This is a genomic window from Microbacterium esteraromaticum (genome assembly GCF_017303215.1).
GTDB lineage: Bacteria > Actinomycetota > Actinomycetes > Actinomycetales > Microbacteriaceae > Microbacterium > Microbacterium esteraromaticum_C.
In genome coordinates, this window is record NZ_JAEMWU010000001.1 from 1,277,613 (window position 1) to 1,292,042 (window position 14,430).

The 14,430-nt window shown below is 69.1% G+C and carries 13 protein-coding genes and 1 riboswitch; of the genes, 4 read left to right on the forward strand and 9 right to left on the reverse strand.

Features of this window, described 5'->3' with window-relative positions:
- Positions 1–42: 42 nt before the first annotated feature.
- The gene (locus JF543_RS14620; RefSeq protein ID WP_179411519.1) at positions 43–1,503 is read right to left on the reverse strand and encodes a L,D-transpeptidase family protein; all 1,461 of its coding nucleotides are present in this window, start codon (positions 1,501–1,503) and stop codon (positions 43–45) included.
- 185 nt (positions 1,504–1,688) lie between these two features.
- On the opposite strand from JF543_RS14620, the gene JF543_RS05770 reads away from it, so the two are divergent.
- Complete coding sequence (locus tag JF543_RS05770) at positions 1,689–2,642, forward strand: ROK family protein (RefSeq protein ID WP_347401106.1); 954 nt, start codon at positions 1,689–1,691, stop codon at positions 2,640–2,642.
- Positions 2,635–3,414 (forward strand): glucosamine-6-phosphate deaminase, encoded by a 780-nt coding sequence (locus JF543_RS05775; RefSeq protein WP_206823113.1) that lies wholly within the window; start codon positions 2,635–2,637, stop codon positions 3,412–3,414. The genes JF543_RS05770 and JF543_RS05775 overlap by 8 nt, the downstream gene beginning before the upstream one ends.
- 36 nt (positions 3,415–3,450) lie before the next feature.
- Here JF543_RS05775 and JF543_RS05780 read toward each other — a convergent pair whose 3' ends face one another.
- The 6 genes from JF543_RS05780 to JF543_RS05805 form a co-directional block, all read right to left on the reverse strand.
- Positions 3,451–3,846, reverse strand: a complete 396-nt coding sequence (locus JF543_RS05780) for an NUDIX hydrolase (protein ID WP_206550310.1) — start codon at positions 3,844–3,846, stop codon at positions 3,451–3,453.
- Complete coding sequence (locus tag JF543_RS05785; protein ID WP_206823115.1) at positions 3,839–5,200, reverse strand: FAD-binding oxidoreductase; 1,362 nt, start codon at positions 5,198–5,200, stop codon at positions 3,839–3,841. The genes JF543_RS05780 and JF543_RS05785 overlap by 8 nt, the downstream gene beginning before the upstream one ends.
- 13 nt (positions 5,201–5,213) lie before the next feature.
- A complete protein-coding gene (locus tag JF543_RS05790) occupies positions 5,214–5,585 on the reverse strand; it encodes a YrdB family protein (protein ID WP_179411515.1) in 372 nt (123 codons plus the stop codon).
- A gap of 56 nt (positions 5,586–5,641) precedes the next feature.
- Positions 5,642–7,468, reverse strand: coding sequence for a sigma-70 family RNA polymerase sigma factor (locus JF543_RS05795; RefSeq protein ID WP_206823117.1), 1,827 nt, complete (start codon positions 7,466–7,468; stop codon positions 5,642–5,644).
- Positions 7,469–7,846: 378 nt separating this feature from the next.
- Positions 7,847–9,028 carry an N-acetylglucosamine-6-phosphate deacetylase gene (locus JF543_RS05800; protein WP_206823119.1) on the reverse strand — a complete coding sequence of 394 codons (1,182 nt, stop codon included), beginning with the start codon at positions 9,026–9,028 and terminating at the stop codon, positions 7,847–7,849.
- Complete coding sequence (locus tag JF543_RS05805) at positions 9,028–10,545, reverse strand: family 20 glycosylhydrolase (protein WP_206823126.1); 1,518 nt, start codon at positions 10,543–10,545, stop codon at positions 9,028–9,030. Before JF543_RS05805 ends, JF543_RS05800 begins: the two co-directional genes overlap by 1 nt.
- 63 nt (positions 10,546–10,608) lie before the next feature.
- Positions 10,609–10,691: riboswitch (ZMP/ZTP riboswitch) on the forward strand.
- A gap of 37 nt (positions 10,692–10,728) precedes the next feature.
- Between JF543_RS05805 and glyA the strand changes: the two genes are divergently transcribed.
- The gene (gene glyA / locus JF543_RS05810) at positions 10,729–12,003 is read left to right on the forward strand and encodes a serine hydroxymethyltransferase (protein WP_206550304.1); all 1,275 of its coding nucleotides are present in this window, start codon (positions 10,729–10,731) and stop codon (positions 12,001–12,003) included.
- A gap of 186 nt (positions 12,004–12,189) precedes the next feature.
- Complete coding sequence (locus tag JF543_RS05815) at positions 12,190–13,065, forward strand: bifunctional methylenetetrahydrofolate dehydrogenase/methenyltetrahydrofolate cyclohydrolase (RefSeq protein ID WP_179411510.1); 876 nt, start codon at positions 12,190–12,192, stop codon at positions 13,063–13,065.
- Positions 13,066–13,101: 36 nt separating this feature from the next.
- Here the strand turns inward: JF543_RS05815 and JF543_RS05820 are convergent, their stop codons facing one another.
- Both JF543_RS05820 and JF543_RS05825 read right to left on the reverse strand, forming a co-directional pair.
- Positions 13,102–13,659, reverse strand: a complete 558-nt coding sequence (locus JF543_RS05820; protein ID WP_206823128.1) for a hypothetical protein — start codon at positions 13,657–13,659, stop codon at positions 13,102–13,104.
- Positions 13,660–13,685: 26 nt separating this feature from the next.
- Positions 13,686–14,399 (reverse strand): DUF6882 domain-containing protein, encoded by a 714-nt coding sequence (locus JF543_RS05825; RefSeq protein WP_179411508.1) that lies wholly within the window; start codon positions 14,397–14,399, stop codon positions 13,686–13,688.
- Positions 14,400–14,430 lie beyond the last annotated feature (31 nt).

Consider the following 14,430-nt stretch of genomic DNA (forward strand, 5'->3'; position numbering starts at 1 on the left):
GGATGCTGACAGCATCCGCCCTCTTCCGTCTTCGTGCCGAGGTTACTCGCGCACCCACACCTCGAGTCCGAGCGGGGAGGCGTCGTACACCTGCTTGGCGGCGTCGAAGGTCATGTTGACGCAGCCGTGGCTCATGCGGTTGCCGAAGTTGGAGTGCCACCACGTGCCGTGGAATGCCTCGTCGCCGTTGAAATAGAGCACCCAGGGAACGTCCTTGGTGACGTACTTCGAGCCGTCCGCATTCGTGCCGCGCATGTCTTGGATGGGGACATGTGCGCGCACGCGGAAGTGCCCGAGGTCCGTCGGGGTGCCGGGCAGTCCGGTCGAAACCAGCCACGACTTGACGACCTTGCCGTTCTCGATCAGATAGGTGCGCTGGTCGCTGATGTCGACAGTGAGGCTGCGGGTGACATCGGTGGTCTCGAAAGGCGTCTCGGTGACCGTGAGCGGGTAGGCCGCGTCGCCCTTCTCGAGTGCGGCGGCGAACTCGGTGGCCATACCGGTCGTGTCGGCCAGCTCTCGGCCGGTGGCACCCTCAGTCTCGGTGCGCAGCACACTGCCGCCCGAGTCGACGATGTTCTTGGCCGGCACAGCCTCTCGGTTGACGGATTCTGCGAGCGTATCGACGGTGCGCTGGATCTGGGTGGAATCGGCGATGATCTGCAGTTCGCCGTCGACGGCCTCGACGCTCAGCCAGCTCGCGGCCACGTTCGGGGCGACCGGTACCGTGCGCTCGTCGCCGACGTAGAAGCCGATCGTGCCGAGCATGGTGTTGAGTTGCTCGACGCCGGCCGTCGCCTTCTCATCGGTGATCGGAGGCTCCACGGACGTGGGAGCTCCCGAGAACTCGAGCGTCGTCTCGCCCTTGTTCACGGCCTCGGTGAACGCGACCGTCAGGTCGTCGACCGAGATGCCGGTGCCGGAGGCGGCGGGAGTCGCGATGTACTTCGCCGCGTCGGCGTCGAAGACGACCTCGGCGTCGGTGGCGGCAGTGAAGCTGGTGGGGACTGCGGCGCGCAGCGCGCTGGTGGCGGTGTCGGCGTCGAGGGTGATCGCCGCCGCGACGGAGTCGCCCATCCAGGCGCCGAGGTTCCACATCGGCCGCTCGGCGAACGCCTGTTCGGCGAGCAGAGCTGCATCGACGTTCGCTCCGAGGGCGGCGCCGCTGACCTGCGCCTCCTGGTCGACATCCGTGAGGGTGACGTCGGTGGTCGCGATGCGATTGTTGATGGCATCCGCGGCCATGCCGGGGGTCATGCCGCCGACGGCGACGCCGGCCACGGTCGTACCCGGAGCGATCAGCACGAGTGACGCGCCGATGGTAGCCAGCAGCAGAGCACCGCCGCCGAGGCCGACCCACAGTCCGAGCCGGCGCTTCTTGGGGGCAGGTTCAGCGGGCGCCCACTCCATGGGGCGGTCGATATCGCCGGGGGGTCGCGTGTCGACCGATTCGGAGCCCTCGGAAGAGGCACCCGTATCGGGTCCGGAGATCACATCAGTCACGGAATGGCCCCCCAACGGATTGCGCGACGTATTGAACTCATGGTAAATGACGCTGGCGCTGAGCGGGGTGAGCGGAGCGGCGAAGGCGCAGGCTGCGCCGTAACGTTTGGGTAACCCGAGGGCTCCGCGGCGCGCCATGTTGCGCGAAAGGCGGTTCGTAAGGTGTACTAACAAATATGACGATCGTGAACCGATATCCAGGCGTGCGCATCGGCCTCGACATCGGCGGCACGAAGATCGCCGGAATCGCGCGTGCCGATGACGGCGCGATCCTCGCCGACGTCCGCCAGCCGACCGGCATCGGCGGCGACGCCGTCATCGCGGGCATCCTCGACGCTACTCGTGCCCTCCGCGACCAGCTACCCGGTTCCGACATCCGCTCGATCGGCATCGGCATCCCCGGGCTCGTCGACGCGAGCGCGGGGAGAGTGCTGCACGCAGTCAACCTGGGGGTGGAATCGCTCGACATCGCGGCGCAAGTGCAGCGCGCTCTCGACCTGCCCTGCTTCGTCGAGAACGACGTCAAGGCCGCTGCCCTGGGTGCGGCGTCATTGCGCGACGACAACACCCCGATCGCCTACCTCAACCTCGGCACGGGTGTCGCGGCCGGCATCGTCATCGACGGACGGATCTGGCGAGGGGCTCGCGGCATCGCCGGCGAGATCGGCCACCTTTCGGTCGATCCGCAGGGCCGCGTGTGCGGCTGCGGACAGCGCGGCTGCATCGAGACCATGTGCGGCGGGGGAGCGCTGGCTCGCGCCTGGGCACGCGAGGTCGATCTGCCGGTGAAAGACATCCTCGACGCCGCGGATGCCGGTGACCCGACTGCGACCGTGCTGCGCGATGACCTGTTCCGCGGCGTGGCGGCGGCGGTGCGGGCGCTCGTGCTGTCGGTGGATGTCGAGAGCGTCGTGATCGGCGGCGGACTCACCGCCCTCGCCGAACGGCTCGAGCCCGGCATCCGCACCGCGTTGCGAGCAGATGCGGCAACGTCACCGTTCCTGCGGTCGCTGCACCTCGATGAGAGGATAGAGATGCTTCCGGCGGACTCGCCGGTGGCGGCCATCGGGGCCGCCTTGCTGGGCAGCGCACCTGCAGATACCACCGCACTCGACAAGGAGATCGTCCCCCATGGCTGAAGTCGTCATCCTCCCCAGCAAGGCCGAAGCAGGCGCGCTCATCGCCGATGAGATCGTGCGACTGATCGACACTGTCGCTGAACCCGTGCTGGGTCTTGCCACGGGGTCGACGCCGTTGCCGGTCTACGAGGCCTTGCGCGAGCGCCTGGCCGGCCACGACGTATCGCACCTGCGCGGATTCGCGCTCGACGAGTACGTCGGCATCGACCCGGCTCACCCCGAGAGCTACCGTTCGGTCATCACCCGCGAGGTCATCGAACCTCTGGGGCTGGACCCCGAGCTGATCCGCGTGCCCAACGGAGCCATCGAGAGCGTCGAGCACGCCGGCGCCGACTACGAGGCGGCGATCGCGGCCGCGGGCGGCGTCGACCTGCAGATCCTCGGGATCGGCACAGACGGCCACATCGGGTTCAACGAGCCCGGTTCGTCGTTCGCCTCCAGCACACGCGTCAAGACGCTCACCGAGCGCACCCGTGAGGACAACGCCCGGTTCTTCGACTCGATCGACGACGTGCCCCGGCACTGCGTCACCCAGGGACTGGGAACGATCCTGCGCGCCAAGCACCTCGTGCTGCTCGCGTTCGGTGAGGGCAAGGCGCGCGCCGTCGCCGAAGCCGTTGAAGGGCCCGTCAGCGCGATCCTGCCCGCCTCTGCCATCCAGCTGCATCCGCATGTGACGGTCGTGCTCGACGAGGCCGCCGCCAGCGAACTGAAGCTTGCCGACTACTACCGCTACAGCTACGAGAACAAGCCCGCCTGGCAGGGCATCTGAGCCAGCACCGGCCCTCGGGCCGACATCTGCTTCCGCTCAGCGCCACGCGAGCGGAAGCAGATGCTCCACGCTGAGCGGGGCGAGCGGAACGCTGTGCATGTCGCCCGGGGCGAGCCAACGCAGCTCGGCCAGTTCGGCCTGCACGACGACGTCCGAAGATTCCGCCCGCAGCGCGAATGCCTCGGCGACCACGCGGTGATCGGGCTCGTTCGCCGCTGCCGATATGAACCTTCCCAGCGGCTGCAGCGCCGTCTCGTCGACCCGCAGAGCGAGCTCCTCATCCAGTTCCCGAATGAGCGTCTGCGCGGCGGTCTCGCCGGGTTCAGGCTTGCCACCGGGCTGCATGAACCGGGTCGTGCCGTGCTTGCGCACCACGAGAGCGTGACCGGCGCGGTCGACGATCACCGCGGCGCTGACGTGGATATCAGGCATCGAACACCTTTCCCGGGTTGAGGATTCCTTGTGGATCGAACACGCGCACGATGTCGCGTTGCAGCTGCCACTGGTCAGCGCCCAGCTCCTCGGCCAACCAGCGGCTCTTCAGTATGCCGATGCCGTGCTCACCGGTGAGGGTGCCGCCCAGCCGCACCGCCGTGCGGAAGAGATCGTCGGCGGCGGCCCAGACGTGATCGGGTACGTCCTCGCCGTCGAAGATGAAGTTCGGATGCAGGTTGCCGTCGCCCGCATGCGCGACGGTCGGGATGCTGACGCCGTGCTGTTGCTCGATCCGCTCGATCTCGTCGAACATCGCCGCCATCGCGCTGCGCGGAACAGCGACGTCCTCGATCAGCGTCGTGCCAAGCGCGGCCATCGCCGGGTGCATGGAGCGGCGCACGCGCAGGAGTTCCTCGCCGGCATCCGGATCATCCGTGACCGCGACAGTGCCGCCGGACGCTTCGAGCACGTGTGCGATCGCGGCAGCCTCTTCGCGTGCGGCCGAGCCATCGGTCTGGATGGTCAGCTGCGCGGATCGCGCGGCTGGCAGCGGCATCCCGAGCAGATCGTGGACGGCGGCTAGCGCTGTGGCGTCCATGAGCTCCATGACCGACGGCTGCACACCGGCGGCCGTCACTGCGGCCGCGCCCGCTGCCGCAGCGCTCACTGTGGGGAACGAAGCCGCGAGGGTGCAGACCACGCCCGCAGGGCGTCGGCGCAGTTTGAGCGTCGCACCCACGATGACGCCCAGCCGGCCTTCGGAACCGATCGCCAGCGAGGTCAGATCCAGGCCCGTGACGCCCTTCACCGTGCGGTGGCCGAGGCGCAGCATCCGTCCGTCTGCGAGCACCAGATCCACCCCGAGCACCGCATCGCGCACGACGCCGTACTTTGCACACAGCAGACCACCGGCACCGGTGGCGATGTTGCCGCCGACCGTGCTGATCTCGCGGCTGGCGGGGTCGGGCGCCCACCACAGGTCGTGCTGTGCCAGGTGCGCGTTCAGGTCGGCGTTGAGGATGCCCGGCTCGACGACCGCGATGAGATCATCGGGCCGTACTTCGAGGATGCCGGTCATCGCCGCTGTCGACAGCGCGATCTCGCCGGGGCCGGCGTTCGCGCCGCCTGCGAGGCCTGTACCCGCGCCGCGGGTCACGACCGGGGTCTCGGTCTGCGAGGCGATGCGCATCGTGCGCTGCACCTCGTCGACGGTCCTGGCATGCACCACGGCCAGAGGGCACCCGGCAGAACGATGTCCGCTACGGTCGGCCCTGGCGGCTTCGAGCGCGCCGGACGTCGTATCGACGATATCGCCGAGTTCGCTCTGCAGCAGTGCGAGGACGTCGGTCATGGCCGCGCGGGGTTCAGCGGAAGGCGCGGCGCCCGGAGATGACCCCCGTTGCGACAGCCACCACGGCGAAAGCGATGCCGATCCACGTCGAGCCCATCGACCACCATGCCAGCGTGACACCCACGTAGATCAGCAGTTCGACCAGGGCGCGCAGGAACGGGTGCAGACGAAGCACGGGCTTCGATGAGAGCACGAGGGCCCACAGCACCAGCACGATCAGCGGCGCACCGATGCCGACGACGATGCTCCACGGCATCGCCCACGTGGCGAAGCCCCACAGGGCGAGGCTGGCAAGGGCCGCCAGCAGCACGAGCACGCGGACGATGTCGAGCGGGGTGACGTTCGGGCGGGTCACACCGGGTTCGGTGGCGGGATCCTGGGACATGAGTCCAGTCTATTCGGCGGGCGCGCTGGCCCACGCCGATGCCGGGTGAGCGGTCGCTACCGGCTGAGGAAGCCCTTGATGGTGAAGTACGTCCACTCACCGGGTTCGCCGTCGACGACATAGCGCAGTCCGAGCTCGGCGCCGAGCGCGATCTGCCAGGCGTTCGGGCGCAGGTCGATCAGGCCCTCGCCCTGGGAGTCGAGAGTGATCTCATCGCCTCCGCCGGGGCTGCCACCCAGCCATGCCTGTACGACGGCGTTCGGGGTGCCGCTGACGGGGAGGACGTAGTGGGTCTTGCCCTCGTCGTCGACCCAGACCTCGCGCTGACCGTCCCACACGATCGGAGCCAGATCCTGCTCTGGCTCTGGTACGGGGGTTGGCGTTGGCGTTGGCGTCGGTGGGGCCGTCGGTGTGACGGTCGGTGTCGGCTTCGGCGTGACGGTCGGCGTCGGCTTCGGGGTGACGGTCGGCGTCGGCTTCGGCGTGACCGTCGGTGTCGGCTTCGGCGTAACGGTGGGAGTGGGCTCGGGCGTGACCGTCGGGCTCGGCTCGGGCGTGACCATCGGCTTCGGGCTCGGCTCGGGCGCGGGGGGCGTCTCGGGCGCGGCGGGTTCGCTGGGGGTGGCCTCGGCGGCCGGAGGTGCAGCCTCGACGCCCGGCAGGGGTGACGGCGCCGCCGGCGGCTCGTCGTCGACCTCGATCACCAGCGGGTTCTCCAGTGGCTTCGAGGTGTCGGGGTTCACCTCGGAAGTGATCGCCGACGAGTCCGACAGCGATGCGCTCGGTGAAGAGGTGGCGCTGCCCGCCGACGTCAGCGCCGGCACCACCGCGACGGCGGCGACGACGCCGGCGACGACCAGTGCGGCCGAACCCGCACCGACCAGTGCGCCGATTCCCGCGACGGAACCCGCGCCCGCGCCAGTACCTCCGGAGCCCGCGGCTCCCGCAGCTTCGGCGCCGCCCATGCTCGGCGGTACCGCGCCCGCACCGGAGATCATCGGTGCACCGACACTTGATGTCGTCCCGCCGATTGTGGCGACATCCACCACACCCGCGGGCATCGCGGCCAATGCGACGATCGGCGCACCGCCGCCCTGCAAAGTGGCGAGGTAGCTGGAGGCGGCGCCAGCGCCCAGTACGAGCGGAAGGATGACGATCGCCAGGCGCCCGGAGACGTCCTTCGCCTCAGCGGCGACGATGATGCACCGCGTGCACGAGGCGAGGTGCGCGTCGATACGCTGCTGCGCACGCGGCCCGAGATTGCCGCGTGAGTGAGCGCCGAGGTGTTCGATCGTCCACTGGCACTCGGAGCCCTCAGCGACGCTGCGCAGATGCGCTTGGATCCACGCTTCGCGCAGGCCCTCCCGCGCGCGGAAGGTCAACTGGGAGACCGCGCCGGCGGTCATCCCGAGCAGAGGTGCGATCTCGGCCGGCTTCATCTGCTCGATCTCGGAGTACCAGAGCACTTCCTGCCAGCGCGAGGGAAGTGACCGGAACGCTTGAGCGGTCAGCCCGCGATCCAACGCTTCATCGGCGGCCGAGTCGGTACTGTGCGGATCGACGACCGCGTCCATCTCATCGATGGGCACTTCGCGGCGGGAGCGCCCCCATGCCGCCGCGGTGTTGCGGATGCTGGTGAACAGGTACGCGCGGAACGACCCATTCGGGCCGCCGCCCTTGAGGATCGCCTGGTAGATGCGGGCGTAGGCCTCTTGCACCAGGTCGTCCGGGTCGATAGATGACGTCACCGACCGTGCCACGGTCAGGCCGGACACGTGGTGTCGTCGCCAGAGTTCCGCGAATGCCTCGGTGTCGCCCGATCGCGCACGCAACACCAGGTCTGCATCGGCGGATGCCGAATGATCGGCTTTCTGGTCTCCCACTTGATGTCCTCACCACGCGCTTATCGGAACGCGCTCACACGAAGAGACGCGTGAAGTGTCGTTTCATCACGCGTCCTCCCAATTCTGGTCACAAACGAGCGTCGAAACCAACCCTGTGGAGAACTCCCCAACCGGGCAGCGGAACTTTCTCGTGAAATTTGTTGGGACTCGCGTAATGAACCCGGTACAGCGGCGTCTCATTACTCGGAGCGAACTGCAGCACCACCGGGGGGCGGCGTTGCAGCATCGATGCACGGGGTATCGCATCGATGACCCGGTCCGGGCCGAAGACCTCGGGGGAGGAGCCTTCGGTCCGACCGGCTCCTGGGGACGCGAGGCCGCCGTGCTGGGGAGTACGGCGGCCCGAACCCCGTTCTCTCAGCAAGAGCGCGTCGGCGCCGCTCCGACCCAGACGCCCTGCACGTCGAACCCGTCGCTCAGCAGCACCGCATCGGCGACGAAGCCCGGCTGCAATGTTCCCAGCGAAGCGCCGTATCCGATCGCGCCGGCAGGCGTCGATGTGAGGGCGCGGACGGCCTCGGCCAACGGCACACCCGCGGCGACGGCGTTGCGCAACGCCACGTCCTGCGTCAGCGTCGAACCCGCGATCGAGCCGGTGTCGTCGGTGCGGGCGACGCCGTCCTTCACCGTGACCTTCACCGCGCCGAGGTCGTAGTGCCCGTCGGCGCTACCGGCCGCCGCCATCGCATCGGTGATCAGCGCCACGCGACCTGGCGCGACGTCGAAGAGCAGCTTGATGATGTTCGGGTGCAGGTGGATGTTGTCGGCGATGCCCTCGAGCACCACGCGGTGATCGGCCGCGGCAGTGATGACCGGCCCCGGCGTGCGGTGGTGAATGCCGTTCATGGCGTTGAACGCGTGCGTCAGGATCGATGCGCCCGCCTCGAAGGCCGCGCGTGCGGCATCCGCGTCCGCGTCGGTGTGACCGATCGCGGCGACCGCGCCCGACGCGACGATCTGACGGACCGCGTCGAGGCCACCGGGCAGCTCCGGCGCGATCGTGACCTGACGCACCGTCCCGCGGCCGGCCTCCAGCAGGCGCGCCACGTCGGCCGTCTCCGGGTGGCGCAGCAGCGACGGCTCGTGCGCGCCCTGATGGCCGGGATCGAGGAAGGGGCCCTCCAGGTGGCTACCGAGGATCTCGGCATCCGACTCGGCGAGATCGGCGATCACGGCGGCCTGCTGCGCGAGCGCGTCGACGCTCGCGGTCACCAACGAGATCACGGCACGTGTCGTGCCGTGCGCGCGGTGCATCATTCGGCCGGTGCGGATCGCCTCGGCTCCGTCGTCATAGGCGGCGCCGGCACCACCATGACCGTGGATGTCGATGAATCCAGGGCACAGCAGCGCACCCGGACCGGCGACCGACACGGCATCGACCACGTCGTCCGCATCGGTCCAGTCCGTTCCCGTGCCGCGGGCGGCGACGTAGCCATCCTCGAAACGCACCCACGCGTTCTCGGTGATCGAACCATCTCCGTCGACCAGACGTGCGGAATGGACGACCCGCGATCCGCGGAAGTCGGTGGTCGGGGTCATCAGGAGCTCCAGTCGATCTCAGCTGCGCGGTGGAAGTGGATGCCGTCAGCCTGCCACAGCGGAGCCATTGCTCCCAGTCGGGTACGGAACGAGTCCCAGGTCAGCTGCGGCGATCCTGCGGGCGTCCATGCGCGCTCGGCGACGGCTGCGATGCGTGGGTAGATCAGCTGATCGGCGTCTTCGAAGGTGCGCACCGTCTCGGTCCACAGCGGTCCCTCGATGCCGAGGATCGCCTCGTCGGGCACATCGAGCATGTCGGTCGGTTCCCACTCGTACGAGCGGCGCACGTCGATCAGGCCCGCCCAGGCCAGGCCCAGCGGGTAGTCGGCGTCGTACTTCATATCGAGGTAGATCGTGTCGGACGGCGACAGGATCAGCCCACCGCCGCGCGCGACGAAATGCGCCGCCTCGGACGCGTGCAGCTCGGACGGCTTGAGGGCACCCCAGAACTGGCCGACCGTGCCCGTGGCGATCTCGGCGGCAGCGCCGGCCTCGTGCCACGCGACCGGAGTCTTTCCGATCTGCTGCACCATCGCCGTCGCGCGCTCGACGAAGTACGCGAAGTCCTCGGCCGAGGTGCCCAGCGACTCGTCACCACCGATGTGCAGGTACGGGCCGGGGGTGATCTCGGCGAGCTCGGTGAGCACGTCGCGCACGAAGTCGTACGTGCGCTCGTCGCGGATGCGCACGCTGGAGTGGCCCACGCCCCAGCCGGTGAACGGCTCGCCGCGTACGGGCAGCTGCTGCCCCCACGCCTCGGTGGCGCGCACGAGCTCGTCGTTGAGCACAGGCTCTTCGACGAGATCCGGGTAGGCGACGCCGATCGCGTGCGTGTGGCCGGGCAGGTCGATCTCGGGCACGATCGTGACATGCCGCGATGCCGCGTGCCCGACGATCTCGCGGTAGTCGTCCTTCGTGTAGAAGCCGCCGGCGTCGCCGTTGGCAGACGTCGTCGAGGCCTTCTCTGCCAGCAGCGGCCAGGCATCGATCTCGATGCGCCAGCCCTGGTCGTCGGTGAGGTGCAGGTGCAGGTGGTTGAACTTCAGCGCGGCAGCGCGGTCGATGACGGTCTTGACCTCGTCGACGGGGAAGAAGTGGCGGGTGACGTCGAGCATCACACCGCGGTAGGCGAAGCGGGGGGCATCCGCCACCTCGGCGCGCTGCCACCCCCAGCCGTCCTCGCCCTCGCGCAGCAGCTGCAACAGGGTCTGGACGCCGTAGAACAGGCCGGCCGCATCGGCGCCGACCACCTCGATGCTCTCGGCGACGCGCAGCGTGTAACCCTCGGCGGCGGCCGCCGCCGGGTCGACCCGCAGAGCGATCGTGGTCGCGGCGTCGTCGGTGGCATCCGACGTGGTGAGGCGGGTGCCGGTACGGCGCTCGACGGCGTCGATCAGGGCGGCGGATGCTGCCTCGCACCCGTGCACGAGGGTGCCCGGCGTCAGTGCGAGGCGCCCCTCTCCGGCCGTGGCCGAGATCGGGGAGGGGATCAGGGGGAGGGAATCTGGAAGGGCCATGAACAAAACCTATCGGTTCACGGGAAACGCGCAACGGTCTAAGTCCGGCCGATCCGCTAGACTCATGTGCGTCGCGACTGGCGTCTGGGTGGGTCACCACCGGGGAGCGACCTCATGGGATTCGACCGCGCGCCTGGGCCGATGAGGAACATTCCCTATTTCCCCTGTGAACAGGAGACTGCCATGACCGACCGCTACTTCGACGCCCCGCTCGCCGAGGTCGACCCCGAGATCGCCGAGGTTCTCGAGCGCGAGTTGAACCGCCAGCGCACGTACCTCGAGATGATCGCCTCTGAGAACTTCGTGCCCGTCTCGGTTCTGCAGTCGCAGGGCTCGGTGCTCACCAACAAGTACGCCGAGGGCTACCCCGGCCGCCGCTACTACGGCGGTTGCGAAGAGGTCGACGTCGCCGAGTCGCTGGCCATCTCGCGCGCCAAGGAGCTCTTCGGCGCCGAGTTCGCCAACGTCCAGCCCCACTCGGGCGCGACGGCCAACGCGGCCGTGCTGCACGCCATCGCCCGTCCCGGCGACACGCTGCTGGGCCTGTCGCTCGACCACGGCGGCCACCTCACCCACGGCATGAAGATCAACTTCTCGGGCCGGCTGTACGACATCGTCGCGTACGGCGTCGACCCCGAGACCTCGAAGATCGACATGGACGAGGTGCGTGCGCTCGCCATCGAGCACAAGCCCAAGGTGATCATCGCCGGCTGGTCGGCGTACCCGCGCACCCTCGACTTCGCCGCGTTCCGTGAGATCGCCGATGAGGTCGGCGCACTGCTCTGGGTTGACATGGCCCACTTCGCCGGTCTCGTCGCCGCGGGGCTGCACCCCAACCCGGTGCCGCACGCGCACGTGGTCTCGTCGACCGTGCACAAGACGATCGGTGGCCCCCGCTCGGGCTTCATCCTGACGAACGACGCCGACATCGCGAAGAAGATCAACTCGGCTGTCTTCCCCGGTCAGCAGGGCGGTCCGCTCATGCACGTCATCGCCGCCAAGGCGACGGCGTTCAAGATCGCCGGTTCGCCGGAGTTCAAGGAGCGTCAGGAGCGCGTGCTGCGCGGTGCGGCGATCATCGCCGACCGGCTGTCGCAGCAGGACGTCAAGGACGCCGGTGTCGCGGTGCGCTCGGGCGGCACCGACGTGCACCTCGTGCTGGTCGACTTGCGTGACGCCGAGATCGACGGCAAGCAGGCTGAAGACCTGCTGCACGAGATCCACATCACCGTCAACCGCAACGCGGTGCCCAACGACCCGCGCCCGCCGATGGTCACCTCGGGTCTGCGCATCGGCACGCCGGCGCTCGCCACGCGCGGCTTCGGCGACGCCGAGTTCACCGAGGTCGCCGATGTGATCGCCCTGGCACTGCAGCCGGGTGCCGACATCGACGCGCTGCGCGCCCGCGTGGATGCTCTCGCGACGGCTTTCCCGCTGTACCCCGACCTCCAGCAGTAACCCCCTCTCGTTCCCTCCCCGCGAGGGCCCGCTCTCCGCAAGGAACTCCTCCCCGGGGAGCGAACCCCCACCCACGAGGGGTCAAGAAACGTCGCCTGGGCATGCCCGGACCCGACGTTTTCTGACCCCTCGTGGGAGTGGACTCCTCGTGGGAGGGGAGGGAACGACCGTGAAAGGAACCGTGACATGACGGCGAAGACCCTCGACGGCAAAGCCGCTGCGGCCGAGATCAAGAGCGAGCTGACCGAGCGCGTCGCGGCGCTGCGTGCCCGCGGCATCGTGCCCGGCATCGCCACCGTGCTGGTGGGGGCCGACCCGGCCTCGCAGCTCTACGTCGGCATGAAGCACCGCCAGTCCGAGGCGATCGGCATGAACTCCATCCAGCGCGAGCTGCCGGCGGATGCCACCCAGCAGCAGGTCGAAGCGCTGATCGATGAGCTCAACGCCGACCCGGCGTGCCACGGCTACATCGTGCAGCTGCCGCTGCCGAAGCACCTCGACACCGATGCCATCCTCGAGCGCATCGACCCGGCCAAGGACGCCGACGGTCTGCATCCGACCAACCTCGGCCGGCTGGTGCTCAACGTCAACGCGCCGATCCACACACCGCTGCCGTGCACGCCCCGCGGCGTGATCGAGCTTCTCGTGCGCAACGGCTACGACTTCTCGGGCAAGCACGTCGTCGTCGTCGGTCGCGGCGTCACGATCGGCCGGCCGATGGGGCTGCTGCTCACGCGGCGCGACGTCAATGCCACGGTCACCCAGGTGCACACCGGCACGCCGGATATGGCGCCGTACCTGCGGATGGCCGATGTGATCGTCGCCGGCGCGGGGGTCAAGCACCTCATCCGCGCTGCCGACGTCAAGCCCGGCGCTGCCGTGCTCGACGTGGGAGTGACCCGTGAGGATGACCCCGAGACGGGCAAGTCGAAGGTGTACGGCGACGTGCATCCCGACGTTGCCGAGGTCGCCGGATTCCTCTCGCCCAACCCGGGCGGTGTCGGCCCGATGACCGTCGCGCTGCTGATGACGAACGTCGTCGAGGCCGCCGAGCGGGCGTAGCGAGAAGCCGTACGCGGCGCCGCGGCGCGGCGTACGTCACCCCAGGTCGTCGAGCATCCGACGCTGTTCGGGCGTCAGCCCGTCGGCGAGCTCCTCGCGTCCCGCGCGGGTCGCGGGGGAGTCGGGAGCGGGAGCGGCGGATGCCGGAGACGGACGTCGCCCGGTGATCTTGGCCGAGGTCGCGTCGTAGATCTGGCCCGCCTTCGCGCGGAACCGGTCGTCGAGGCGGTCGTAGACGACCCAGCCGATCAGCAGCAGCACGGGCGGGAGCACCCAGCCCCAGAAGAATCCGCTGACGCGCACACCGCTCAACAGCACGGTCACGATCCACACGATCAGCTCGACGGCGAAAACGCTGGCGTACTGCACTGCCTTCTCGCCGAGCTTCGTGCGCTCATGCGCTGACTTCGCGACGCCCTTGCGGAATGCCGCGCGCAGCGCGGGCTTGATCAGCAGTGCGGCGGCGGTGAGCACGACGGCGGCCCACAGGGCGTGCCAGCCCACGCGCACGCTCGGCAGCAGCAGACCGAGCAGCAGCAGTGCCGCCGCGTTGAAGACGTAGAGGGCACCGAACCGGATGATCGCGTTGCGCATGCCTCCAGGGTCGCACATTCGCCGGTTCAGGCGCCGGTGAGTGTGCTCTCGATGCCGGAGATTCGGGCGTGCTCGTCGAACCGGAATGTGGCGGTGCCGGTGGCATCCGATACGACGGCCGCCGAGAACGACTCATCGGCCCACTCGAGTCGCCACCCGGCCAGACGCGAGAGATCCCAGACGGATGCCCGCGGATCGCGCATCGTCAGGCCGGCGAGCACACGGGGGAGCGCCTGTACCGCGGTGCTGACGCTCAACGTCGGTACCGCAGCGTCGAGCAGGATCACCGCGCGCGTGTCTCCGACGTTGGCGATGTAGTACGGCGACAGCCCGGTGATCTCGACGGCCGCGCCGCCCACGAGGTGCGCGAGCGATGACAGCGCGGAGTCCCCGTCGTCGCCGTCGGGCAGAGCGACCTCGCCTGCCGTGAGCTCGGCGATGCCGTGCTGCTCACCGTACGTCCGTAGGCGGTCGGCCACGGTGGTGTCGTAGCTTTCGGGGAGTGCCCACGACCACATCAGCGAGCGGGGGCCCGGTGCGATGGAAGCGATCAGGTGCGGCGTCGCCTGCAGAGTGCGCGACGGGTCGGCATCGGCGGCGAAGGTGAACACTCCTGCCGAGAGGTCGACGCTCCAGCGGTGCTCGCCCAGGTCGTCGACGGCGGCGACCAGCTGGTCCTGCCGGAGGGCCGTGAACAGGGCGGCGCGGTCGGCGAGGGCGCGCAGGGTGTCGAAGTTCATGTCTCCAGTGTGCGTGTCGAGGCTGTGCGAT